Origin of the sequence: Hydrogenophaga sp., assembly GCF_030373245.1 — a bacterium.
In the GTDB taxonomy this organism is placed as follows: Bacteria; Pseudomonadota; Gammaproteobacteria; order Burkholderiales; family Burkholderiaceae_C; genus Hydrogenophaga.
In genome coordinates this window covers 520,473-543,225 of the sequence record NZ_JAUCZF010000002.1, presented here as the reverse complement: position 1 = coordinate 543,225, position 22,753 = coordinate 520,473, and the positions used below count along the sequence as shown (strand labels likewise).

Annotated in this window: 22 protein-coding genes and 1 riboswitch; of the genes, 12 read left to right on the top strand and 10 right to left on the bottom strand. The window is 66.3% G+C overall.

The window, feature by feature from the left end:
* Positions 1 to 13: 13 nt before the first annotated feature.
* The 4 genes from QUV25_RS08025 to QUV25_RS08010 are packed head-to-tail and all read left to right on the top strand — an operon-like array spanning position 14 to position 4,058.
* On the top strand, positions 14 to 1,183 hold the full coding sequence (locus tag QUV25_RS08025; RefSeq protein WP_300863042.1) for a M20 aminoacylase family protein: 1,170 nt from the start codon (positions 14 to 16) through the stop codon (positions 1,181 to 1,183).
* Between the two features lie 33 nt (positions 1,184 to 1,216).
* Positions 1,217 to 2,254 carry a TRAP transporter substrate-binding protein gene (locus QUV25_RS08020; RefSeq protein WP_300863040.1) on the top strand — a complete coding sequence of 346 codons (1,038 nt, stop codon included), beginning with the start codon at positions 1,217 to 1,219 and terminating at the stop codon, positions 2,252 to 2,254.
* Between the two features lie 26 nt (positions 2,255 to 2,280).
* On the top strand, positions 2,281 to 2,769 hold the full coding sequence (locus QUV25_RS08015) for a TRAP transporter small permease (protein ID WP_300863038.1): 489 nt from the start codon (positions 2,281 to 2,283) through the stop codon (positions 2,767 to 2,769).
* Positions 2,766 to 4,058 carry a TRAP transporter large permease gene (locus QUV25_RS08010; protein ID WP_300863036.1) on the top strand — a complete coding sequence of 431 codons (1,293 nt, stop codon included), beginning with the start codon at positions 2,766 to 2,768 and terminating at the stop codon, positions 4,056 to 4,058. Before QUV25_RS08015 ends, QUV25_RS08010 begins: the two co-directional genes overlap by 4 nt.
* Positions 4,059 to 4,103: 45 nt before the next feature.
* On the opposite strand, the gene QUV25_RS08005 is transcribed toward QUV25_RS08010, so the two are convergent.
* From QUV25_RS08005 to QUV25_RS07965, 9 genes are all read right to left on the bottom strand, one after another.
* Complete coding sequence (locus tag QUV25_RS08005) at positions 4,104 to 4,853, bottom strand: sulfite exporter TauE/SafE family protein (RefSeq protein ID WP_300863033.1); 750 nt, start codon at positions 4,851 to 4,853, stop codon at positions 4,104 to 4,106.
* Positions 4,850 to 6,496, bottom strand: a complete 1,647-nt coding sequence (locus QUV25_RS08000) for a thiamine pyrophosphate-binding protein (RefSeq protein WP_300863032.1) — start codon at positions 6,494 to 6,496, stop codon at positions 4,850 to 4,852. The genes QUV25_RS08005 and QUV25_RS08000 overlap by 4 nt, the downstream gene beginning before the upstream one ends.
* A gap of 222 nt (positions 6,497 to 6,718) precedes the next feature.
* Entirely contained in the window at positions 6,719 to 8,500 is a 1,782-nt protein-coding gene (locus QUV25_RS07995; protein ID WP_300863031.1) for an FAD-binding protein, read from the bottom strand.
* Positions 8,497 to 9,108 (bottom strand): fumarate hydratase C-terminal domain-containing protein, encoded by a 612-nt coding sequence (locus QUV25_RS07990; RefSeq protein ID WP_300863028.1) that lies wholly within the window; start codon positions 9,106 to 9,108, stop codon positions 8,497 to 8,499. Before QUV25_RS07990 ends, QUV25_RS07995 begins: the two co-directional genes overlap by 4 nt.
* Positions 9,109 to 9,128: 20 nt before the next feature.
* The gene (locus QUV25_RS07985) at positions 9,129 to 10,004 is read right to left on the bottom strand and encodes a fumarate hydratase (protein WP_300863026.1); all 876 of its coding nucleotides are present in this window, start codon (positions 10,002 to 10,004) and stop codon (positions 9,129 to 9,131) included.
* Between the two features lie 26 nt (positions 10,005 to 10,030).
* On the bottom strand, positions 10,031 to 11,017 hold the full coding sequence (locus QUV25_RS07980; RefSeq protein WP_300863024.1) for a tripartite tricarboxylate transporter substrate binding protein: 987 nt from the start codon (positions 11,015 to 11,017) through the stop codon (positions 10,031 to 10,033).
* 66 nt (positions 11,018 to 11,083) lie between these two features.
* Positions 11,084 to 11,437, bottom strand: a complete 354-nt coding sequence (sdhC, locus tag QUV25_RS07975) for a succinate dehydrogenase, cytochrome b556 subunit (protein WP_300863088.1) — start codon at positions 11,435 to 11,437, stop codon at positions 11,084 to 11,086.
* Positions 11,438 to 11,442: 5 nt separating this feature from the next.
* On the bottom strand, positions 11,443 to 11,802 hold the full coding sequence (locus QUV25_RS07970) for a succinate dehydrogenase (RefSeq protein WP_366945643.1): 360 nt from the start codon (positions 11,800 to 11,802) through the stop codon (positions 11,443 to 11,445).
* Between the two features lie 28 nt (positions 11,803 to 11,830).
* Entirely contained in the window at positions 11,831 to 12,580 is a 750-nt protein-coding gene (locus QUV25_RS07965; protein ID WP_300863021.1) for a 2Fe-2S iron-sulfur cluster-binding protein, read from the bottom strand.
* A gap of 117 nt (positions 12,581 to 12,697) precedes the next feature.
* On the opposite strand from QUV25_RS07965, the gene QUV25_RS07960 reads away from it, so the two are divergent.
* The 6 genes from QUV25_RS07960 (at position 12,698) to QUV25_RS07935 (ending at position 20,579) form a co-directional block, all read left to right on the top strand.
* Positions 12,698 to 13,576: a LysR family transcriptional regulator gene (locus tag QUV25_RS07960; RefSeq protein WP_300863020.1), complete on the top strand. Its 879-nt coding sequence runs from the start codon at positions 12,698 to 12,700 to the stop codon at positions 13,574 to 13,576.
* 73 nt (positions 13,577 to 13,649) lie between these two features.
* Positions 13,650 to 13,739: riboswitch (glycine riboswitch) on the top strand.
* A gap of 164 nt (positions 13,740 to 13,903) precedes the next feature.
* The gene (locus tag QUV25_RS07955; RefSeq protein ID WP_300863017.1) at positions 13,904 to 15,169 is read left to right on the top strand and encodes a D-amino acid dehydrogenase; all 1,266 of its coding nucleotides are present in this window, start codon (positions 13,904 to 13,906) and stop codon (positions 15,167 to 15,169) included.
* Between the two features lie 27 nt (positions 15,170 to 15,196).
* The gene (locus QUV25_RS07950) at positions 15,197 to 16,585 is read left to right on the top strand and encodes an L-serine ammonia-lyase (RefSeq protein WP_300863016.1); all 1,389 of its coding nucleotides are present in this window, start codon (positions 15,197 to 15,199) and stop codon (positions 16,583 to 16,585) included.
* Positions 16,586 to 16,704: 119 nt separating this feature from the next.
* Positions 16,705 to 17,637 carry a triacylglycerol lipase gene (locus QUV25_RS07945; RefSeq protein ID WP_300863014.1) on the top strand — a complete coding sequence of 311 codons (933 nt, stop codon included), beginning with the start codon at positions 16,705 to 16,707 and terminating at the stop codon, positions 17,635 to 17,637.
* Entirely contained in the window at positions 17,634 to 18,581 is a 948-nt protein-coding gene (locus QUV25_RS07940) for a lipase secretion chaperone (RefSeq protein WP_300863011.1), read from the top strand. Before QUV25_RS07945 ends, QUV25_RS07940 begins: the two co-directional genes overlap by 4 nt.
* A 57-nt stretch (positions 18,582 to 18,638) precedes the next feature.
* Positions 18,639 to 20,579, top strand: coding sequence for a radical SAM protein (locus tag QUV25_RS07935; protein WP_300863008.1), 1,941 nt, complete (start codon positions 18,639 to 18,641; stop codon positions 20,577 to 20,579).
* 15 nt (positions 20,580 to 20,594) lie between these two features.
* Here QUV25_RS07935 and QUV25_RS07930 read toward each other — a convergent pair whose 3' ends face one another.
* Positions 20,595 to 21,248 (bottom strand): DsbA family oxidoreductase, encoded by a 654-nt coding sequence (locus tag QUV25_RS07930; protein WP_300863005.1) that lies wholly within the window; start codon positions 21,246 to 21,248, stop codon positions 20,595 to 20,597.
* Between the two features lie 68 nt (positions 21,249 to 21,316).
* Between QUV25_RS07930 and aroE the strand changes: the two genes are divergently transcribed.
* Both aroE and aroQ read left to right on the top strand, forming a co-directional pair.
* Complete coding sequence (gene aroE / locus QUV25_RS07925) at positions 21,317 to 22,138, top strand: shikimate dehydrogenase (protein ID WP_300863002.1); 822 nt, start codon at positions 21,317 to 21,319, stop codon at positions 22,136 to 22,138.
* 111 nt (positions 22,139 to 22,249) lie between these two features.
* A complete protein-coding gene (gene aroQ / locus QUV25_RS07920) occupies positions 22,250 to 22,708 on the top strand; it encodes a type II 3-dehydroquinate dehydratase (protein ID WP_300863000.1) in 459 nt (152 codons plus the stop codon).
* Positions 22,709 to 22,753: the final 45 nt, after the last annotated feature.

Genomic DNA, 22,753 nt, shown 5'->3' with positions numbered 1-22,753 from the left:
AAGGAGACAGTGCATGGATCGACTCTGTGCCGCGGCGGTTGAACAGTTCATCGCCGTGCGCCGCGACATCCACCGACACCCCGAACTGGCGTTCAACGAACGCCGGACCGCCGCGCTGGTGGCGGCGCAGCTGGGCGCCTGGGGTTACGAAGTCACCACCGGACTGGGAGGCACCGGCGTGGTGGGGCGGCTCCAGCGCGGTTCCTCGAAACGCAGCATCGGCCTGCGCGCCGACATGGACGCATTGCCCCTGGCAGAAGCGACCGGAGCCGCCTGGACCAGCTGCACTCACGGCGTGATGCACGCCTGCGGCCACGACGGTCACACCGCCATGCTGCTGGCCGCCGCACATCACCTGGCGCAGCACGGCCGCTTTGATGGCACGCTGAACCTGATCTTCCAGCCGGCCGAGGAAGGCGGCGGCGGCGCGCTCAAGATGATGGAAGACGGTCTGTTCGAGCGCTTCCCCTGCGACGCCATCTTCGCCATGCACAACATGCCGGGCACGACACAAGGTCAGCTGGTCTTCCGCAGCGGGCCGGCCATGGCCTCGTCCGACTACGCCACGGTCATCCTGCATGGCCACGGCGGGCACGGCGCCATGCCACACAAGGCGACCGACGTCGTGGTGGCCGCCGCCTCCCTCATCATGGCGCTGCAGACCGTGGTCTCGCGCCATGTCGACCCGCTGCAGCCGGCCGTGATCACGGTGGGGGCGATCCACGCCGGCGAGGCCAACAACGTGATCCCTGCCGAAGCGCGACTGGAAATCAGCGTGCGCACGCTGGACCCTCAGGTGCGCCGCAACGTCGAACAGCGCATCCGCGAACTGGTGCATCTGCAGGCGCAAAGCTACGGGGTTCGAGCCGAGCTGGACTGGCGCCCAGGCTACACGGTGCTGGTGAACGACGCCCAGCAGACCGCGCGTGCCCTGGCGGTGGCGCAGAAGCATTTCCCCGCTGAGCGGGTCAACCCGCTGGGGCCGATGGTGTCTGCCAGCGAAGACTTCGCCTTCATGCTCGAACGCGTGCCGGGCTGCTACCTGTTCATCGGCAACGGGGCCGATGGTGAACCCGGCGCCTGCATGGTCCACAACCCTGCCTACGACTTCAACGATCAGAACATCGCGCCCGGCGCGGCGTACTGGATCGCGCTGGTCAACGAACTGCTTTCCCCCACCTGACCCCCAACCCCACCCAAAGAGGAGACAACCCCCATGAACGCACGCATCCGACTGCACGCCATCGCCGCCGGCGCCACCCTGGCCCTGCTGGGCGCCACCGGCACCGCGCAGGCACAAACCACCACGCTGACGCTCTCCAGCTGGGTGCCGTCCAACCACTATGTGGTCAAGGACATCTTGCAACCCTGGATGGCCGACGTGGAGAAAGCGACCGAAGGCCGCGTGAAGATCAACCTGCTTCCCAAGCCGGTAGGCGCACCGGCCCAGCACTGGGAACTGGCGCGCAAAGGCGTGGCCGACATCACCTGGGGCAACTTCACCTACGAGCCAGAGCGCTTCAAGCACGTTTGGTTCGCCGAGCTGCCGATGATGGGCTCGAACGGCGAAGCCTCGTCGGTCGCCCTGTGGCGCACCTTCGACAAGTACCTGGCCAGGAACGAGGCTTTCAAGGGCGTGGTCATGCTGGGCACCGGCATGCTCGGCGGCGGCCAGTTCCACCACCCGGCCAAGGTCATCGACACGCCGGACGACCTCAAGGGCCAGAAGGTGCGCATGGGCGGCCCGATCCAGAAACGCCTGCTCGAAGACCTGGGCGCCATTCCCGTGTCAGGCCCGGGCCCCAAGGCCTACGAAATGCTCGAGGGCGGCGTGATCGACGCCTCGCTGCACGCGATGGAGTCGGTGGTCAACTTCCGTCTGGACGGCAAGCTCAAGAACCACACCCTCATCCCCGGTGGCCTGTACGACGCGACCTTCTTCATCGTGATGAACGAAGGCAAGTTCCAGCGCCTGTCGGCTGCCGACCAGCAGGCCATCCTGAAGCTGTCGGGCGAAGCGCTCTCGCGCCGCTGGGGCCAGCAGTTCGATGCGCAGAACAAGGCGTCGGAAGAGAAGCTGCGCGGCAATGGCCACAAGTTCGCCCAGCCCAGCCCTGCGCTGCTGGACAACATCCGCAAGGTGCGCACAGCCATGCTGCAAGAACTCAACGCCGACGGGCCGAAGTTCGGCGTGGCCGACCACAACGCGGTGGTGACGTTCTACGAGCAGCAGTACAAGCTGCTGGCCAAGTGACCTGGCGCTGAACGGAGACGATGCGCATGAAGCCCTGGCTCGGCCGGATCGAACGCGGCGTTGGCCTGCTGCTGGTGCTCCTGCTGTCGGCCATGGTGACCCTTACCTTCACCGACGTGCTGGGCAGACGCCTGTTCAACACGCCGGTGTTCGGCGCCAACGACCTGACCGAGCACCTGATGGCGCTGATCATCTTTGGCGGCCTGCCGCTGCTGACCGCCCGACGTGGCCACCTCAGCGTCGACCTGTTCGACCGCTGGCTGCTGCACCCGCGCTGGCGCCTCTGGCACAAGGCGGTGGACGTGCTGATCGCCGCCGTGCTGGGTCTGATCGCCTGGGAGTACGCGCTGGCGGTGCCCGAGGCCATGGCCATCAACGAGGTCAGCCCCGCACTGACCATCCCGCGGTCGTGGATGTACGCCTTCATGGCCTTCACGTCCGCCCTATCGGCGGCACTGGCGCTGTTCACCGCAGCGCCCCGGCACGAACACCTGAGTGAAGAGGCCCCGTCATGACCATCGGACTGATCTGCCTGGCGGCCGTGCTGTTGCTGGCCTTTCTGCGGGTGCCTCTGGGCATCTCCCTGCTGGCGGTGTCGATCGCGGGCATCAGTGCGATCAACAGCTTTGATGTGGCGCGCACCCTGGTGCCGATGACGCTGACCGAAGCCGCCTTTTCCTACGAGCTGGCGGTGGTGCCTCTGTTCATCCTGATGGGCAATGTGCTCTCGCGCACCGGCATCTCGCACGACCTGTTCCGCGCGGCCCATGCCTTCCTGGGGGCGGTGCGCGGCGGTCTGGCGCTGGCCACCATGGTCACCTGCGCCGGCTTCAGCGCGGTCTGCGGCTCCAGCTTTGCCACCGCCGCCACCATGGCCAAGGTGGCCTACCCTAGCATGCAGAAGTACGGCTACTCGGACCGCCTGGCGTCAGCCACCATCGCCGCCGGCGGCACCCTGGGCATCCTCATACCGCCTTCGATCATCCTGATGATCTACGGCATCCTGACGCAGCAGAACATCGGCGAGCTGTTCATCGCCGGCATGCTGCCGGGCTTGCTCGGTCTGGCGATGTACATGCTCGTCATCTATGTCATCGCCTGGCTGCGCCCCGAGGACGCCCCCCGGGGCGAGCGCGCATCGGCGCAGGAGCGCTGGGCCTCACTGGCCGGTGTCTGGCCGTTCGTGGCCTTGTTTCTGATCATCATCGGCGGCCTCTACCTGGGCTGGTTCACTGCCACCGAAGCCGGCGGGATCGGTGCTGGCCTGGCCTTGCTGATCGCGCTGGTGCAGCGGCGCCTGGACTGGCCCCGCTTTGTCGATCTGATGAAGGAAACCGCCCACACCTCGGTCATGCTGTACGTGGTGCTGTTCGGTGCCATGCTGTTTGCGCAGCTGATCTCCTTCTCCGGCCTGGCTGACGAGTTGCTCTCGCTGGTGAACGGCTCGGGCTTTTCGCGCCTGGGCATTCTGCTGGCCATACTGGCGGTGTTCCTGCTGCTGGGCTGCGTGATGGACGCGATGGCGATCATCCTGATTTTCGTGCCGCTGTTCATGCCCACCCTCGTGGCGCAGGGCTTTGATCTGGTGTGGTTCGGCATCATCGTGGTGGTGCTGACCGAAATCGGCCTGATCACGCCACCGGTGGGCATGAACGTGTTCGTGCTCAAGGCCAATCTGCCCAAGGTACGGGTCGGCGCCATCTTCCGCGGACTGATCCCGTTCATCGCGACGGACGTGGTGCGCCTGGCGCTGCTGGTCGCTTTTCCCTCGATCAGCCTGGTCCTGGTGCAGTGGATGCGGTAGCTGGCCGGGTGTCCGAATTGGAGGCTTCTTCAAGGGGCCGCTGGATCAGCCCAGCGCATAGGCGCGCACCAGCAAACCGATACCGCCCAGAATCAGCAGTGCCCATACCGCCTGCAGCGCGCGCTGCGGCGGCAGACGGGCATGCAGTCGGCTACCACCCAAGAAGCCCAGAAAGGCGGCGGGCATGAGCAACAAAGCCGTGGCGAGCAGACCAGCTTGCTGGTACAGACCGCTGCCGGTGAACATCACCAGGCGGACCAGTCCCGCGCACAAGATCAGCAGGCTGATGCTGGCGCGCAGCACATGCTTGTCGGGTATGCGGCGCACCAGGTAGATGGTGTAGATCGGCCCACCGGTACCGAACATGGACGTGAAAGCGCCGCCCACCAGGCCAGCCGGAACAGACCACCCCTTCGAGGCAGATCCCTCGGGGGCGCGCACCAGCAGGCTCCATGAGGCATAGCCCAGCACAAAACCCCCGAGCAACAGCAGCAGCAAGCGTTCACCGGCCTGCACCAGCAGACTCAGACCCAAGGCCATCCCGATCAGCAACCACGGCGACAGCCGCAGCAACTCGCGCCAGTCGACGATGCGCCGGTGGCGCAGCCCGAGCAACAAGCCGGCCCCGATGTCAAACAGCAGCATCATGGGCACAGCAAAGCGCAGCGGGAAAATATGGGCAAGAAAGGGGATGGCGATGATGGACGCACCAAAGCCGGTCAATCCATAGACCACGTACGCCAGCGCCACCACAGCCGCAGCGAAGACCAGTGTCGGCCAGGGCAGGTCCATCATGGGCGCCGCATCACTGGCGCCGGCAGCCCATCGATCATCACGTTCAGGCAGGCTGGCAAGCCACTCGACAGCGCGCGCTGCAGGGCGGGCGCCATGTCGTCTGCATGGGAGACCTGCTCGCCATGGCCACCGAAGGCAACAGCCACCGCGTCATAGCGGCTCGGTCGCAGTTCGCAGCCGATCACGCGGTCGGCACCGTAGTCGCGCAGCTGGATCTGGTATTCGGCGTTCCAGCGCGCGTCGTTGCCCACCACCGCCACGAAGCCGAGGCCGCAGCGCACCGCCGTGTCGAACTCAGCAATGTGAAAACCCACGGAGCCGTCGCCCATCACCGCAATGACCGGGGCGCCAGGAGCGGCGGCGCAGCGAGCGGCAAGGGCGTACGGCAGCGCCGATCCGATCGCGCCGGCCACGCCGTTGATGAGGCGATGCGGTGCGTCCAGGCAGGCACTGGCCCACTGCCCGATCTCACCACCGTCGCACACCAGCACCGCGTCCGGGTGGCTGTCGAGCGCGGCCTGCAGTGGCCGCAGCATCTGCACCGGATGCAGGCGATCAGCCTGCGAGGCCGTTGCCTGTTCCCAGGCCGGAGGGCGCCAGGCGATGGCCTCATTGAACTGGTCCAGCCATTGGACTTCGTTGTTCGACGGACCTTGTTGCAGCACCGCGATCAAGCCGGCCAGCGCCGACGCCACATCGGCAGCAGCGCAGACCTGCAGACGGTGACCCAGCGCCTGGCGGCTGCGCTCGATCTCGCTGGTATCGGCATCGATCTGACACACCACGGCATCGGCTGCGATCGTTGGCGCCTGGCCAAATCTGAGCGTGAAATCGAGCCGTTTGCCCAGCAGCAACACGGCATCGGCCTGGGCGAGCGCCTGCGCAAAAGCACCCAGACGCGGATCGGCCACTCCACGCGGGCTGTCCATGCCCACCACGGGGATGCCGCAGCTGGCCTGCAAGGCCGCCAGCCGGGCGCGACCAGGACGTGTCATGCACGAGGGACCCGCCAGGATCACCGGTCGCCGCGCACGCCTGAGGGTGGCCATGATGGCGTGCGCGGCCGCGCCATCCAGCGGCATGGAATCGGCAGCAAAGTCCTCGGCGGTGAGAGACGCCACCTGGCTGGCTGCGGACTCCAGCACGTCGGTGGGCAGGCTCAGGTGCACCGGGCCGGGCCGGCCCGAGCGCGCGAGGCGCACTGCACGAGCAAAGTCGCTGGCCAGCGAATCGACGCTGGCACAGGTCCATGCGGCCTTGCAGACCGGCTCGGCCATGTCGGCTTGGCGAATTTCCTGGAACGCGCCACGCCCCAGCAGCGCGTTGGGCGCGTGACCCGAGAGCAGCACCACCGGCGCCTCCGCCATCAAGGCCGTGTACAGAGCCGAAACCGCGTTGGCATGGCCTGGCCCGGCAGTCACCAGGGCCACACCGACCTCACCGGTCATCCGCGCCCAGGCATCTGCCATGTGGACGGCGGCGGCCTCGTGCCGGGTGTGGATCAACGGAATGCCTGCATCCAACGAGGCATCGAACACCAGCATGATGTGGTTGCCCGAGAGCGTGAATATCCGGCTGACGCCGGCCACCTGCATGGCGGCAAGGAGCGCGTCACAGCCGCGCTGAGGGTGAGATGAGGTCATGTGTGCTCGGTTCTGGCGGTTCGATTCAGTACAGCCCGCGAACGCGGCCCGTGCATCGGTACCGCATCAGCTTGTGCGCCGGCCCATGGCCTGTGGCCTGACAGCGACTCTGCACAAGGCGTGCTGTCAGGCCTCCTGCTGGCAGCGCTTGCTCTAGGACCCTTGATGCCCAACCGGCCACCAGATCAGGCTCGCCGGACGGAGGTCTCATCAGGGGCTGACCTATGCCGCCTCCAGGATGGTCTGCCCCGGCGCAACTCGGGTGAATTGCACCGGCTTTCGATCCATGCTCAACCTGCCATCGCGCTGCGTGACGACGATGTAGCTGGAGCTGGGCAGATCGCCGGTCTCAGGATGGTCTTCGCGAAAGTGTGCACCACGCGAGTCTTCGCGCGCCAGCGCAGCCGTGGCGATGACGCGGCTCACCTCGATCAGGTTGCGCAGGTTCAACCAGTCGTGCCAGCTCAGGTTGAAGCCGCGGTCGCCGTCCTGAACCCCGGTGCGCGCCAGCTTCGCGTCCAGCTCATCGAGCGTGGCCAGCGCGCGCTGCAACCCCGCGGCATCGCGCAGGATACCGACGTCCTGCCACATGCAGTCGAACAAGGCCTCACGGATCGCCTCCAGGTCGCCTGGAGGCTGCGCGAACGGCGCGAGCTGTTCGGCCACACTGGCCGCCAGCGCGGCCTCGTCGGGCGGGCGCAGCACGCCTTCGCGTTTGACCCACTCGGCCATGCTGTCGCCGGCGATACCGCCGAAGACGGTCGAGTTCGCCACGCCGTTGCCGCCCAGCCGGTTGGCCCCGTGCACACCTCCCGTGTCTTCACCCGCGGCGAACAAGCCCCTGAGGTCGGTGCGGCAATCGGCCTCGAAAACGACACCGCCCATGAGGTAGTGCGCGGTCGGCACCACCTCGACCAGGCCGGCGGCGAGATCAAAGCCGCAGTCGCCGCAGCGTTCCACCATGCCCTTGAACTGCTGACGCACGTTGTCGGGCCCCAGGTGTTCCATCTTCAGGTACACGCCTCCGTTGGGCGAGGTACGGCCTTCGCGCATCTCGGTGAAGATCGAACGCGAGACGATGTCGCGTGTGGCGCGCTCGCCGCGCGGGTCGTAGCGGTCCATGAAACGCTGTTGCTCGCCGTTGAGCAAGTGACCACCCGCGCCCCGAAGGCCCTCCTCCAGCACAGTGCCGGTCATGCGCGTGCCGGTGCCCGCGAGCAAACCGGTGGGGTGGAACTGCACCATCTCCATGTCGCGCAGCGGCAGACCGGCGCGCAAGGCCATGGCCAGGCCGTCCGAGGTCTTGTCGCCCGACGGCGTGTGGTACTTGTACATGGTCGGCCCGCCGCCGGTGGCCAGCAACACCGCCTTCGCCTGCACAAACACAAAGCCACCGTCGCGGATGTCGATCATCAGCACACCGGCCAGTCCCTGACCATCTTCGGTCTTGATCAGCTCGACGGCGCGGTGCTCTTCGAGGCGGTGAATGCCGCGCGCCCAGACCTGCTCGGACAGCCGGTTGATGATTTCGATGCCGGTCAGATCGCCCTTGTGCACGGTGCGGTCGAAGGTCTGCCCGGCAAAGGCTTTCTGGTGCACGGTGCCATCCGGGTTGCGGTCGAAGAAACAGCCCAGCTCGTTCTCCAGTTCGCGAACACGCTCCACCGCCTTGGTCACCAGCGTCCAGGCCAGGTCCTGGTCAGACAGCCATTTGCTGCCTTCGATGGTGTCCATGAAATGGCGCTCCACCGAGTCACCCGGCGCCAGCGCCACGTTGTAGCCTCCTTGGACCATGCGCGTGCAGCCGCACTTGCCCAGCAGACCTTTGACGGCCACGGTGATGTGCATGTCACTGGCCCGCTGGTGCGCGTGCAGTGCTGCGAACAGACCGGCACCGCCCGAACCCAGGATCAGGATATCGGTCTGCAACCGCCGGATGGCCGTGCTCGATGGACTCCCTTCTCCCTGCGAGCTTGCCTGGGAGCGACCCGTCGCTGTGTTCATGACGCCACGCCCAGGCTCGCCAGCACCGCTGCGCGCCGCGCCTGCGCCGCATCGCGCACACCGTCGTACAGGCTACCGCCATGGCTGTCCATGGCCACCAGCAGCGGCCCAAAGTTGCGGATGCGGAATTGCCACAAGGACTCCGGGTTGAGGTCGTCCAGATCAACGTCCTCAATCGCTTCCACCCAGGTGGTCTCCAGCGCCGCGGTGCCGCCAATGATCGCCAGGTAGGCGCCCCCCAGGTCTTGAAATGCCTGGGCCGAGGCCTCACGCAGTCCGCCCTTGCCCACGATCAGGCGCACGCCGTACTGCTCCATCAGCGGGCGAGTGAAGCGCTCCATGCGGTCGGACGTGGTGGTGCCCACACACACCGGCTGGTAGCCCGCTGGAGAGGCCGCGCTGCGCTCGACTTTGCGCACATTGGGAGCCGTGTGGATCACGGCGTGGCCTCGAAGGTCAAAGTGGGTGGTGCGCCCGCGGTCGAACATGTGGATCTGTGTCGCATCCCGGATGCCGAACAGGCGCGCTTGCAGCGTCACGGTGTCGTTCACCCGAAGCGCGCGCACTTGCGCCTCGGTTGCGGGCATCGTCAGTTCATGGTGGGCCATCGGTGTTGTGTCCGCTGTGTCTAGAAGCCAAATGCCACGCCGGCGGGTGAGATGTCGGCGCGCGCGCGCCGCGCCGAATGGCACTGCATGTTGACCGCGATCGGATTCATGGTGATGTGGGTTGCAGCCAGTTCGATGTGCACCGCAAACGCCGTGGCGTCGCCGCCCAGGCCCTGAGGCCCCACGCCCAGCTGGTTGACGGCGATGGAGAGCTGCTGCTCCAGCTCGGCGCCCGCCGGGTCAGCGCAGGCGCTGCCCAGTGGCCGCGTGGCTGCGCGCTTGGCCAGCGCGACCGCGAGGTCGGACGTGCCACCCAGGCCCACACCGACGATGGTGGGCGGGCAGGTCTTGCCGCCTGCGGCCAGCACGCAGTCGATCACAAAGGTCTTGATCGCGGCCACACCCTCGGCCGGCACCGCCATCTTCAGGAACGAGTTGTTCTCCGAACCGCTGCCCTTGGGAATCATCTCGATGCGTAGGTTTTGCGGTTCGTCGTTGAAATCGATGTGAATCACCGGCACCTCGACACCACACGACGTGTGCTCGTTCTTGCGAGTGAGCGGATGCACGACCGAGCTGCGCAGCGGGTATTCGCGCGTGGCGCGCTCACAGCCCCGACGAATCGCTTGCTTGAGCGCCTGCCCATCGACCTCCACACCCCGGCCTATCCACAGGTTGTAGATCGGCACGCCGGTGTCCTGGCACAGCAGGTTGTCGGTCTCTTCGGCCACTGCGATGTTCTGCACCATGGTGGCCAGCACGCGCTGGGCGGTGCCATCCGTCTCGCGCTTCTCCAGTCGGCTGAAACCCTCTTTGATGTCGGGTGGCAGCACCTTGAGCGCGCGGATGTACAGCGCCTTGGCCGTGTCTTCCACAGCCTGCAGGTCGATCTTCATGGCATCTTTCTTCAAGCGCAAAACATTCAGTTGGCCGTGAGGCCGCGGTTCTTCACCACGGTGGACCAGCGCGCCGACTCGACCTCCATCGCAGCGGCGAAATCGGCGGTGCTGTTGCCAACGCCGGAGATGCCCATGCTGTCGAGCTGGGCCCGCGTCTCGGGGTCGGCCAGCACCTTGGCCGTGTCCTGCTGGATCTTGGCGACGATGGCCGGCGGCGTGCCAGCGGGCGCAAACAGGCCAAACCAGCCGTTGTTCTCGAAGCCGGGCAAACCACTCTCGGCCACGGTCGGCACGTTGGGCAGGCGCGGCGAGCGCTGCTTGCCGGTGACACCCAGCGCGCGAAGCCGGCCCTCCCCGAGCAGTGCCGAGGCGGCGGCAAAGTTGCCCACCATCATGTCGACCCGACCCCCCATGAGGTCGGTGTAGGCCGGCGCCTCGCCCCGGTAAGGCACATGCATGATGGCGATGCCGGCGGCATCGGCGAAGTTTTCACCCGCCAGGTGCACCTGGCTGCCGACACCGGCCGAGCCGAAGTTGATCTTGCCGGGCTGGGCCTTGGCCATCGCAATCAGGTCCTTCACGGTCTTCGCTGGGGAATTGTCTGGCACCACCAGCAACATCGGACCACTGGCCACATTGGTGATGGGCTGCAAGTCCTTCTTGGTGTCGAACGGCATGTTCTTGTAGAGATGCGGGTTGATCGTGATGCTGCCCGAGGCCATCAGCAGCGTGTAGCCATCGTTGGGCGACTTGGCCACCAGATCAGCGCCGACGTTGCCGCCCGCACCGCCCTTGTTTTCCACCACCACCGAATGGCCCCACAGCACCGAAAGCTTCTGGCCCACCATGCGCGCCACCACGTCCGTCGTGCCGCCAGCGGCGAAGGGCACCACCATGCGCACCGGTTTGCTCGGCCAGCTGGCCTGCGCGCTGGCGGCCAGGGGAAGTGCGACGCCGATCAAGCCGACGGTGATTGCTCGGCGCAGTGGGGAATAGGACGAAAGGCTCATGGTGGTTTGTCTCCGGAATGGATGGGGAACAGGAAAGAAACGGCCGCCTGCATCGTCTGCGCGATGTCAGGACAGCAGCGAGAGGGCAAACGCAAGCCCCGTGGCCATGGCAAAACCGGCCGCGCCAGCGATCCAGTTTTTCCGCAGCCCCGAGGCAGGACCCAATTCGATCAACAACAGGCGCACGCCGCCCATCATGTGCAGCGACAGGAGCACGACCAGCCCCCACTCGCCGAACTTGAACAGACCCTGATCGGCCAGCAGCAGAAAGCCGTCCAGCGCAGCCGCGCCATGCAGGGCCTGGCTGAGCGCCCAGAAGTGCACCGGCAGGAACAGGGCCAGGCCCAGCCCGGACAAGCGATGCAACAGATAGGCCCACCAGGCAGGGTGCGCATGGGCTCGTGCATCGGGGCGGCGCATGTGGCTCATGGCACATCCCCGCCAATCACCACCGCCCAGACCGCACGCAAGCCAGTGAACAGCAGCACCAGGCCAAAGAGTCGCGCGCCCCACAGCGCCGGGCGGGCGCCCACACCCCACCACTCGCGCGCGATGTTGGCCAGCCCTACCGGCACGTGCACCGCACAGGCGACGACAAAGACCACATAAAAAGCGCCGAAGCTCCAGTTGCCGCGCGTGCGACCCAGAATTTCGGCTGCGCTCAGGCCACCTCGCACCGCGTAAATCATCACCGCCAGATGCACCAGCACACACAACGCCAGCACCATCGCACTGATGCGCTGCCAGTACCAGCGCTTGGCTTCGGCAATCGCGGCGCCGTTCACGGCAGCCCCTCCAGGGAGGGAGGATGGGTCACAGCTGCCCCCGCACCGCGGCTCTGCCCACTGCGCGCTTGAGCCCTGCAATCGACAAGGTGGGCGACAGGTGTTTCGGGCAGTTTTCCGTGCACGATCCCTGGGTGTGACAGGCATGGCAACCGGCGTCGCCGGCGACCGCGCGCAGACGCTCGCGCTGCTGCACGTCGCGCACATCGTTGACCAGGGTCCAGGCCCGGTTCATCGCCGCCGGACCCAGGTAGTCAGGCCGCCAGCCGACGACGTCACATGAGGCGTAACACACCGCACAACCGATGCACTCGATGCCGGCATTGGCCGCCACGCGCTCTGCCGAGGCTGGCGCCACCTTCGCAAAATCGTCGAGGCGGCTGCGCTCTCCCTTGAACTGACCCTTGGCAGCAGCCCATTTGTCGAAAAACACCGTCATGTCGGTGACCAGGTCCTTGACCACCGGCAGGTTGGCCAGCGGTGCGACCTCGATCCCGCCCTGGGCGTCCACCACCTTGGCCACGTGGGTGCGACAGGTCCAGCGAGCCTTGCCGTTGACCGTCATCGCGCACGAACCACACATGCCGACGCGACAAGCGAAGCGGTAGCCCAGCGACGGCTCCAGGTGCTTCTGGATGTAGGAGATCACGTCGAGCACCGTCTGGCTGGCCAGGCGCGGCACTTCGTAACGGCTGAACCCGCCATCGGCCCGCCCGCGCCAGACCGCAACCTTCAGAGGCGGCAGCTGACCATCGGCGGGAACGGGCATTTTGTTCATGGCGGCGATCGTAGGGATGTGCATTACAAAAGAAAAGCGATTTTTTGTGGTCGTGAGATAAAGTTTTTCTTTAGACTCACGACGTCGCCCTTCTCTCTGATTCCTGGACAAGCCACCGTGCCTTCGATCCGAAATCTCAAGACTTTTCTTGCGGTGGCCCGTCATGGCAGCTTCGTGGCGGCAGGCCATGACATCGGCCTGACCGCAGCGGCGGTCGGTCTGCAGATCCGGGGGCTGGAGGAAGAGCTGCGCCAGCAACTGTTCGACCGCAGCGGGCGCTCCATCGTGCTCAACACCGCCGGGCGCGCCATGCTCGCGCCGCTGGCCGACATCGTGGCGCGGTTTGACGCGCTGGCCCCGCCCGAGCAGGGCGAATCGCTGAGCGGAAAACTGGTGATGGGTGCGCTGGTCTCGGCGCTGATGGGCAGCTTTGCAGATTGCCTGCTGTCGCTCACCATCCAGAACCCGGCGCTGGACGTCAAGCTGTTTTCAGGCCTGTCGGCCGACTTCACCCAGCGCGTGGAAAAAGGCGAACTCGACGCGGCCGTGGTCACGCAGCCACCGTTTCGCATCCCCTCCAGTCTGCTCTGGACCTCGCTTTACGATGAACCCATGGTGCTGATCGTTCCGCGGCAGCCGCAGTTTGCGATTGCCGCGGAGCCGCTGGCGATTCTGCGCGAGAGCCCTTTTTTGCGGTTCGACCGGCAGGCCTGGACTGGTCATCTGGTTGACAAGGTGCTGACGCAGACCGGCGCCACCGTGCGCGAAGGCATGGAGCTGAACTCGGTCGAGGCGATCCTGGCTTTGGTGCGCCAGGGCTTTGGCGTATCCATCGTGCCCAAGCTGGCCAACCTGCAATGGTCGCGCGATCGCGCCCTGCGCCTGATCTCCCTGCCCGGGACCGATGTGCAACGCCATGTCGGCCTGCTGGAGCGACGCGAACACGGACGCGGCCGCGTCACGGCGGCGATCAAGGACTACTTCGCTGGGCGCTGACAGCCCACAAGCAGGCAGGTTGACCGGCGCGCAACAGGCCGGGTTGATGAATCCCAGACCACCCCCTACAATCTCGCATCGATCGGGAGAGACTGCGTGAAAGCGCAGCGCCGAAGGAGCAACCGCCCCGGAAACTCTCAGGCAAAAGGACCGGTCGACGCATTGATCTCTGAAGAGCAGCCGGCTTCGTCAGTCGGCTCACCGCAGGAGCAAGCAGCGCCATCTTCATGACCAGCGCTGTGAATCTCTCAGGTTCCAAACAGAGGGGGCGTGTGCCACGCATGTCATGTGGCGCACTCCATCCTTCTGACGCTTTGGAGCCTTTCCATGCAAAAACAATCGATTGCCGTCATCGGCGGCGGCATCACCGGTGTCACCACCGCCTACGCGCTGGCCAAGCGCGGATTCCAGGTCACCCTGTTCGAGCAGCATCGCTACGCCGCGATGGAAACCTCGTTTGCCAATGGCGGCCAGCTCTCGGCCTCCAACGCAGAGGTGTGGAACCACACATCCACCATCCTCAAAGGCCTGAAGTGGATGCTGAAAAGCGATGCACCGCTGCTGGTCAACCCCAAGCCGAGCTGGCACAAGTTTTCCTGGTTCGCGGAGTTCATCGCCCAGATCCCGAAGTACGAGCACAACACCATCGCCACCACCCGACTGGCGATTGCCGCTCGCCAGCACCTGTTTGCCTGGGCTGAGGCCGAGGGCGTCGATTTTGATCTGAAGCGCCAGGGCATCCTGCACATCTACCGCGACAAAAAAGGCTTTGACCACGCGGCCAAGGTGTCCCAGTTGCTGGCGCAAGGCGGTCTGGAACGCCGCGCCGTCACGCCGGCAGAGATGCGCGCCATCGAGCCCACCCTGGCCGGTCAGTATCACGGGGGTTTCTTCACCGAGAGTGACGCCACCGGCGATATCCACAAATTCACGGTGGGCCTCGCAGCAGCAGCCGAGCGCCTGGGCGTGACCTGCCTCTATGGGCAAGACGTGCAACGCCTGCACAGCGACGGACGACGCGCCACCGTGCTGGCCAAAGACGACGCCGGAGCGCGCACACACCATTTCGACAGCCTGGTGGTCTGTGCCGGCATCGGCAGCCGCGACTTCGCCGCGCAACTCGGCGATCGCGTGAACGTCTACCCGGTCAAGGGCTACTCCATCACCGTGAACCTGCCCGACGCACAGAGCCAGCAGGCTGCGCCCACGGTGAGCCTGCTCGATGACGAAACCAAGCTGGTCACGAGCCGCCTCGGGATCGACCGTTTCCGCGTCGCCGGCACGGCCGAGTTCAACGGCGCCAACCGCGACATCCGCGCCGACCGGATCCGCCCGCTGACCGAATGGGTCAACCAGTGTTTCCCCGGCATCAACACGCGCCAGGTGGTGCCCTGGGCTGGCCTTCGCCCCATGCTGCCCAACATGATGCCGCGCGTGGGCGCGGGCAAACGCGCCAACGTGTTCTACAACACCGGTCACGGCCACCTGGGCTGGACGCTGTCCGCCGTCACCGCCGACATGGTGGCCGAGCACGCACAGCAGGCGCAGCGCCAGCGTCAACCGCTGGCCGTGCCGGTGGCCAAGCTGGCCTGATGGCGCCAACCCGCACAGGATGAGGCGATGGCGATTTCGGCCTTTGACCTGTTCAAGATCGGTATCGGACCGAGCAGCTCGCACACCGTAGGGCCAATGCGTGCCGCGCGTTTGTTCGCGCTGGGGTTGCAGTCCGCAGGCCTGCTGTCGCGCACCGCCCGCGTGTGTTGCTCGCTGCACGGTTCGCTGGGTGCCACCGGCAAGGGCCACGGCAGCGACCGCGCGGTGCTGCTGGGTCTGCTGGGTCTGGAGCCCGACACGGTGGATGTGAACGCCGTGCCTGGCCTGATGGATCGCGTGCGCGACAGCGGCGAGCTGTTGCTGGCAGGCGAATATCTGATCGCCTTCAAGGAGCGCGATGACCTGCTGTTCTACCGCACGCCACTGCCGTTTCACGCCAATGGCATGCGCTTCATTGCGTTCGACTCGACCGGCAACGAGCTCAGCAACCGGGTGTTCTATTCGGTCGGCGGTGGATTCGTGGTGAGCGACGAGGTGGCGGCCGACGGCAGCAAGGCGCGGGTGATCGCACCCGACACCACCGTCTTGCCCATGCCCTATCGCAGCGCTGCCGAATTGCTCGCCCTCACCAGGCAACACGGCTGCAGCATCGCCGCGGTGATGCGAACCAATGAGCGCCACTGGCGCGCAGATGCCGAGATCGATGCCGGTCTGCTCAGTATCTGGCGCGTGATGCAGGCCTGCGTGCAGCGCGGCTGCAGCACCCCCGGTGTCTTGCCTGGCGGCTTCAAGGTGAAGCGGCGCGCACCACAACTGCATGCCGACTTGTGCGCCCACCCGGAAGCCGCCTTGCGCGACCCGCTTCAGGTGCTGGACTGGGTGAACCTCTACGCGCTAGCGATCAACGAAGAAAACGCCGCCGGCGGGCGCGTGGTCACCGCTCCCACCAACGGCGCGGCCGGCATCGTGCCTGCGGTCCTGCACTACTACACGCGCTTCGTACCGGGGGCCAACGATGCGGGCGTGATCGACTTCCTGCTCACCGCCGCGGCCATCGGCATCCTCTACAAGGAAAACGCCAGCATCAGCGGCGCCGAGGTGGGCTGCCAGGGCGAAGTGGGCGTGGCCTGCTCGATGGCCGCGGGCGCGCTGTGTGCAGTCATGGGCGGCACACCCGCGCAAGCGGAGAACGCCGCCGAGATCGGCATGGAGCACCACCTGGGCCTGACCTGCGACCCGGTCGGTGGGCTGGTGCAGATTCCCTGCATCGAGCGCAACGCGATTGCGTCCGTCAAGGCCATCAACGCTGCCCGCATGGCGCTGCGCGGTGACGGCACACACCATGTGAGCCTCGACCAGGTGATCAAGACCATGCGCGAAACCGGCGCCGACATGAAAACCAAATACAAAGAGACCGCTCGCGGCGGGCTGGCGGTCAACATCGTCGAGTGCTGAGCCGGCGCAAGGTGGCCCCGTTGCGGGAAAACCCTCTGAAATTAGCACGGTCGTTCGCTTCAAATCTCCGGGCGATGGACAGCGTTGGCAACCGCTTTGAAAAATACCGGAGACAAACCGTGAACAAGACCTTGACCGCGTTGTGCATTGCCGTGGCCACTTGCGCCACGCCGGTGGGCCTGGCCACCGCCCAGGCCGCCAGCGGCTACACGCAGACACGCCACCCCATCGTGCTGGCGCACGGCCTGTTCGGCTTCGACGCCATCGGCCCGGCCGACTACTTCTTCGGCGTGGCCAGCGCACTGCGCCGCGACGGCGCCACCGTCATCACCACCCAGCAATCGGCGGCCAATTCCAGCGAAGCGCGCGGCGAGCAGCTGCTGGCCGAGCTGCGGCGCCTCAAGGCAGCACACGGCCACCAGAAATTCAACCTGATCGGCCACAGCCATGGCGGCCACACCATCCGCTACGTGGCGGCAGTGGCGCCCGAGCTGGTGGCCTCGGTCACCACCGTGGGCACGCCGCACCGGGGCACGGTCGTGGCCGATGCGCTGTACGCCGTGACCCAGGCCACCGGTACCACGCCTTTGGCCGCCGGCATTGCCGACGCCCTGGCCAGCATCATCAGCGCCATCTCGGGTGCTCCCCGACTGCCGCAAAACAGCGAGGCCGCGCTGCGCTCGCTCAGCACGGCGGGCAGCCAGGCGTTCAACCAGCGCTTCCCCGCCGGCGCACCCACCACCGCATGCGGCAGTGGCGCCAGCGTGGTCAACGGCGTGCGCTACTACTCGGCAGGCGGCACCTCGGTGGTCACCAACCTGCTGGATGTGGACAGCTCCCTGTCCATCACCTCGGTCCTGTTTCTGGGCAAGGCCAATGACGGCCTGGTCGAGCGCTGTTCCTCGCGCTGGGGTACGGTGCTGCGCGACAACTACCCCTGGAATCACCTCGACGAGGTGAACCAGACATTTGGCCTGCGCGGCTGGTTTACCCCGAACCCGGTGGCCTTCTACCGCACCCAGGCCAACCGGCTGAAAAACGCCGGCCTGTGAAACCGCATCCGGGCCTGCTCGTTGCGCTGGGCGTGGCCCTGATGGCCGCGGCGCTGGGCTGGTTGGGACTGCGCGATGGCGCAGACCATGACGGCGCAAAGCAGGCCGGCGCGGTTCGCCTGGACACCACCGGCGGGATCAGCCTGCTCGCTGGTGGAGGCTCGGAAGGTCCGCCCATCGCAGGTGCAGCGGGCACGATCGATGCGGCCGACATCGAGACCCGTTTGTTCACCGACGGCTCACTGAAGGGCGCCGAGCTCGATGGCAGCTGGGGCCGCTGGGTCGATGGCCGCTTGCAGCCAGACTTCGCTTTGCGCCAGCGTTTTGATCAGCTGCTCACCTCGGTCGGCGAAGTCACTACCGACGAGCTGCGCGCTTTCATCGCCAGTCGCGCCGAGCGCGACACCACTCGCGAGCAGGCGCAGGCCGTGCTGGCGCTGTGGGATGCCTACCTGGCCTTGCAGCAGGTCCGGTTTGCCGACACCATCGATCTCAGCCGCCCTGCCGACTGGCCCCGCGTGCTGCAAGCGCACCAGCTCGCGCGCCACGAACACCTGGGACCCGCCTGGGCCGATGCGTTCTACGGCGAAGAAGAGCAGCACTTTCGCGAGCTGATTGCCGAGCGCAGCCAGGCAGCCCCTGCGCGCGCGCCTGCGGCCACCCCCGACGCGCTCAACCCCAGCGCAGAGCTGCCCGCCAGCGTGCTGCACCAGCTGCGCGTGGCCACCTATGGCCGCGAGGCCGCCGAACGGCTGCGCAAAGAAGACCTGGCCCAGATCGCGTGGCAGACCCGCCTGGACAATGCCCGCTATACCCTGCACCGGCTTCGCCAGGCACCCGAGCTGTCCGAATTGCAGCGTGATCAAGCGGTAGAGCAATGGCTGGCGCAGAACTTCTCGGAATCCGAGCGTCTTCGCGTGCGCGCCCTGCTGAATCTGCCTTGACGCGAGGGCTTAAGGCAGGCCGTAAGATCAAACGCCCCGCCCCCTGTGCCTTTCAACATGAACGACCGCTCCGTGCGCGTGCTGAGCCTCATCCCGCCGATGACGCAGCTCAACACGCCCTACCCGTCAACCGCCTACCTCACCGGCTTTCTGCGCTCTCGCGGCATCGCTGCGGTGCAGGACGACCTGGCGCTGGCGCTGGTGCTGCGCGTGTTCACGCCTGCCGGACTCGACGCGGTGAAGGCCCGGGCACTGGAGCAACCCGAGGCTCAGCGCTCGGCCAGCGTGCACGCGTTTCTCGACCAGTTCGCCGCCTACCGCGCCACCATCGGCCCAGCGATACGTTTCCTGCAAGGCGGGGATTCCACCCTGGCGCACCGCATCGCTGCGCGCGGTCTGCTGCCGGAAGGGCCGCGCTTCGCCGCGCTCGATGTGTACGAAGAGGTTGCTCTGGGCAGTGGCGAGGGCGGCGGCGAAGACCCGCTGGCCTGGGCCTTCGGTGCGCTCGGCGTGCAGGACAAGGCGCGCCACCTCGCCACGCTCTACCTGAACGATCTCGCTGACGTGCTGCGCGACGCGGTCGACGAACGCTTTGAATTCGTGCGCTACGCCGAGTCGCTGGCCAGCAGCCAGCCCAGCTTCGAGCCGCTGGCCACCGCACTGGCTGCTCCCCCTACGCTGATCGACGACTGGCTGGCCGAGCTCACTCGCGCCGCCATCGAGCAGCACCAGCCCACGCTCGTCCTGCTCTCGGTACCCTTCCCCGGCTCGGTCTACGCCGCGCTGCGCATGGGCCAGACCATCAAGGCCCAATACCCAAACGTGAAGATCGCGCTCGGCGGGGGCTACGCGAACACCGAACTGCGCGAGCTGGCCGAGCCGCGTGTGTTCGACTTCGTGGACTTTGTGACGCTCGACTCTGGTGAGCGTCCGCTGCTTGCGCTGATCGAACACCTCAGCGGCCAGCGCGGCCCGCAGCGGCTGGTGCGCACCTTTGTGCGCACGGCCGATGGCGAGGTGAAGTACGTCAACCTCAGCGAGCCGGACATCCCGTTCGAAGACGTGGGCACCGCCACCTGGGACGGTCTGCCGCTTTCGAGGTACCTGAGCCTGCTCGACATGCTCAACCCCATGCATCGCCTGTGGAGCGACGGCCGCTGGAACAAGCTCACCGTGGCCCACGGCTGCTACTGGAAGAAGTGCAGCTTCTGCGACGTGAGCCTGGACTACATCGGGCGCTACGAGACGGCGACCGCGGCCACGCTGGCCGACCGCATCCAGGCCATCGTGGAAGAGACTGGCCAGACCGGCTTTCACTTTGTTGACGAAGCCGCGCCGCCCAAGGCGCTCAAGGCGCTGGCGCAAGAGCTGATCCGCCGCGACCTTCAGATTTCCTGGTGGGGCAACATCCGCTTCGAAAAGACCTTCACGCCCGAGCTGGCCGAGCTGCTGGCACAAAGCGGCTGCATCGCCATGAGCGGCGGGCTGGAAGTGGCGAGCGACCGGCTGCTGACGCTGATGAAGAAGGGTGTAAGTGTGGAGCAGGTGGCGCGGGTGACCAAGGGTTTCTCCGACGCCGGCATCCTGGTGCACGCCTACCTGATGTACGGGTTTCCCACCCAGACGGTGCAGGACACGGTGGACGCGCTCGAATACGTGCGCCAGCTGTTCGAACACGGCTGCATCCAGAGCGGCTTTTTCCACCGCTTCAGCTGCACCGTGCATTCACCCGTCGGCCAAAACCCGGCGGACTACGGTGTGCAACTCATCCCCCTGCCTCCCATCACCTTCGCCAAGAATGACATCGGCTTCATCGACCCCACCGGCGTGGACCACGATGCATTGGGCATTGGCCTGCGCAAGGCGCTCTACAACTACATGCACGGCCTGTGCGTGGAAGACGATGTGCGGCGCTGGTTCGAACACCTGCCGGGCAAGGTGCCCAAGGCTACGGTGAGCCGGCACAAGATCGGCAAGGCGCTGCGGCAGCTGGCCTGAAGCCAGCAGACCGGCTCAGCCGGCCGCGATCTGCCGCAAGGCCTGCTCGAACACCGCCGCCGGCTGGCCGCCGGAGATCAGGTGCCGGTCGTTGATGATGACGGCGGGCACGGAGTGGATGCCGTGGCGGGTCCAGAACTGCTCGCGCTCACGCACCTCAGCCGCGAACTCGTCGCTGGCCAGGATGGCCTGGGCCCGATCCGAGTCCAGCCCCACCGAGCCGACGCTGGCCAGCAACACCTCAGGAGAAGACATGTTCTCAGCGCGCCCGTGGCAGGCTTGGAGCAGCGCCTTCTTTAGCGCGTACTGCTGACCCGGCTCCCCTTCCACCTCGGCCCAGTGCAGCAGACGGTGCGCATCGAAGGTGTTCCACACCCGACCGCGACCTTCGGACTTGAAGGTGAAGCCCACCTCGGCGCCGCGCTGGCGAATGGTCTCGCGGATCTGCGCTTGCTGCGCCGGTGTGGAGCCGTATTTCTGTGTCAGGTGCTCGCTCGCATCCTGACCCTCGGGCACCATGTGCGGGTTGAGCTCAAACGGCTGGAAATGCAAGTCGACGCTCACCGTGCCCTGCAGGTTGTGCAAGGCCTGCTCCAGTGCGCCCAGTCCGACGGCACACCAGGGGCAGGTGACATCGGACACAAAATCGATCTTGAGTGAAGTGGTCATCTGCCGATGGTAGGCAAGTTCGCGCAAGTCTGCTGGGCGACAATTGTGATTTACCGACGTTCGCCACCATGACCGACCGCTACGCCGTCATCGGCCACCCGATTGCCCACAGCAAGTCTCCGCTGATCCACCGCCTGTTTGCACAGGCCACCAGCCAGGCCATGGAGTACACCGCTATAGAAGCACCGCTGGACGGATTCGACAACACCGTGCGCCGCTTCATGGCAGAGGGAGGACGCGGCGTGAACGTCACACTGCCTTTCAAACTGCAGGCCTTTCAGATCGCGACCGACCCGATGGAGAGCGCCCAGCTGGCCGGCGCGGCCAACGCGCTGCGCTTTGAAGGCGACCGCATCCAGGCTGAAAACTTCGACGGCATTGGCCTGGTTCGCGACATTCAACACAACCTGGGCACGGCGCTGGCGGGCAAGCGCGTGCTGATCTGCGGCGCGGGTGGTGCCACACGCGGCGCGTTGTTGCCGCTGGCGAAATGCCAGCCTGCGGTGCTCGCGGTGGCCAACCGCACGGCCGACACGGCCCATCAGCTGCGGCGTGACTTTGCTGCCCACATCGATCTGCAGACCGGCGGTTACGAAGGCCTGTCGGGCGAAACGTTTGACGTGGTGATCAACGCCACCTCCACCGGCCTGTCGCAAACGCCGTTGCCCTTGCCCGCTGGCCTGTTTGCGCCAGACGCCCTGGCCTATGAAATGGTCTACGGCAAAGGGCTCACCCCGTTCCTGCGTCAGGCGCAGGCCGCTGGCGTGAGTCGCCTGGCCGATGGCGTGGGTATGCTGGTAGAACAGGCGGCGGAGGCCTTTGCCTGGTGGCGCGGCGTGCGCCCGTCCACGGTGTCTGTGATCCGGCAGCTCACCGTGCCATTGACCTGAGCCAAGGCTTCGGGTGGTTGCAGCCGTTGAACGCCAGCCTTGCATCCGCTGGGCCACACCCCACACCTATACTTGTGCCGCACCGACACAAGCCCTCCACAGGCCGCCGCCATGAAGACCCTGCTCATCCTCAACGGACCCAACCTCAACCTGCTGGGCACGCGTGAGCCCGCCGTTTACGGCGCGACCACGTTGACCGATCTGCAGGCGCTCTGCGAGGCCGATGGCAACCGCCTGGGGCTGGCAGTCGAGTGCTTTCAGAGCAACCACGAAGGCGCGTTGATTGACCAGATCCACGAAGCCGGTCGGCGCTTTGCGGCAGGTGAACTGGTGGGCGTGGTCTTTAACCCGGGCGCATTCACCCACACCTCGGTGGCACTGTTCGACGCCATCCAGGGCGTGAAGCCGCTGCCGGTGGTCGAGGTGCACATTTCCAACGTGCACGCGCGCGAGCCGTTCCGCCACCATTCCTATGTGTCGCCTGCGGCCGCTGGGATCGTGGCGGGTTTTGGCATCGACGGCTACCGGCTGGCCATCGAAGGCCTGGCGCGCAAGGCCAGCCAGACCTGAGTCTTTCGCGCGACAGCCATGGTCCGCCACAGCGAACCCGCGCGC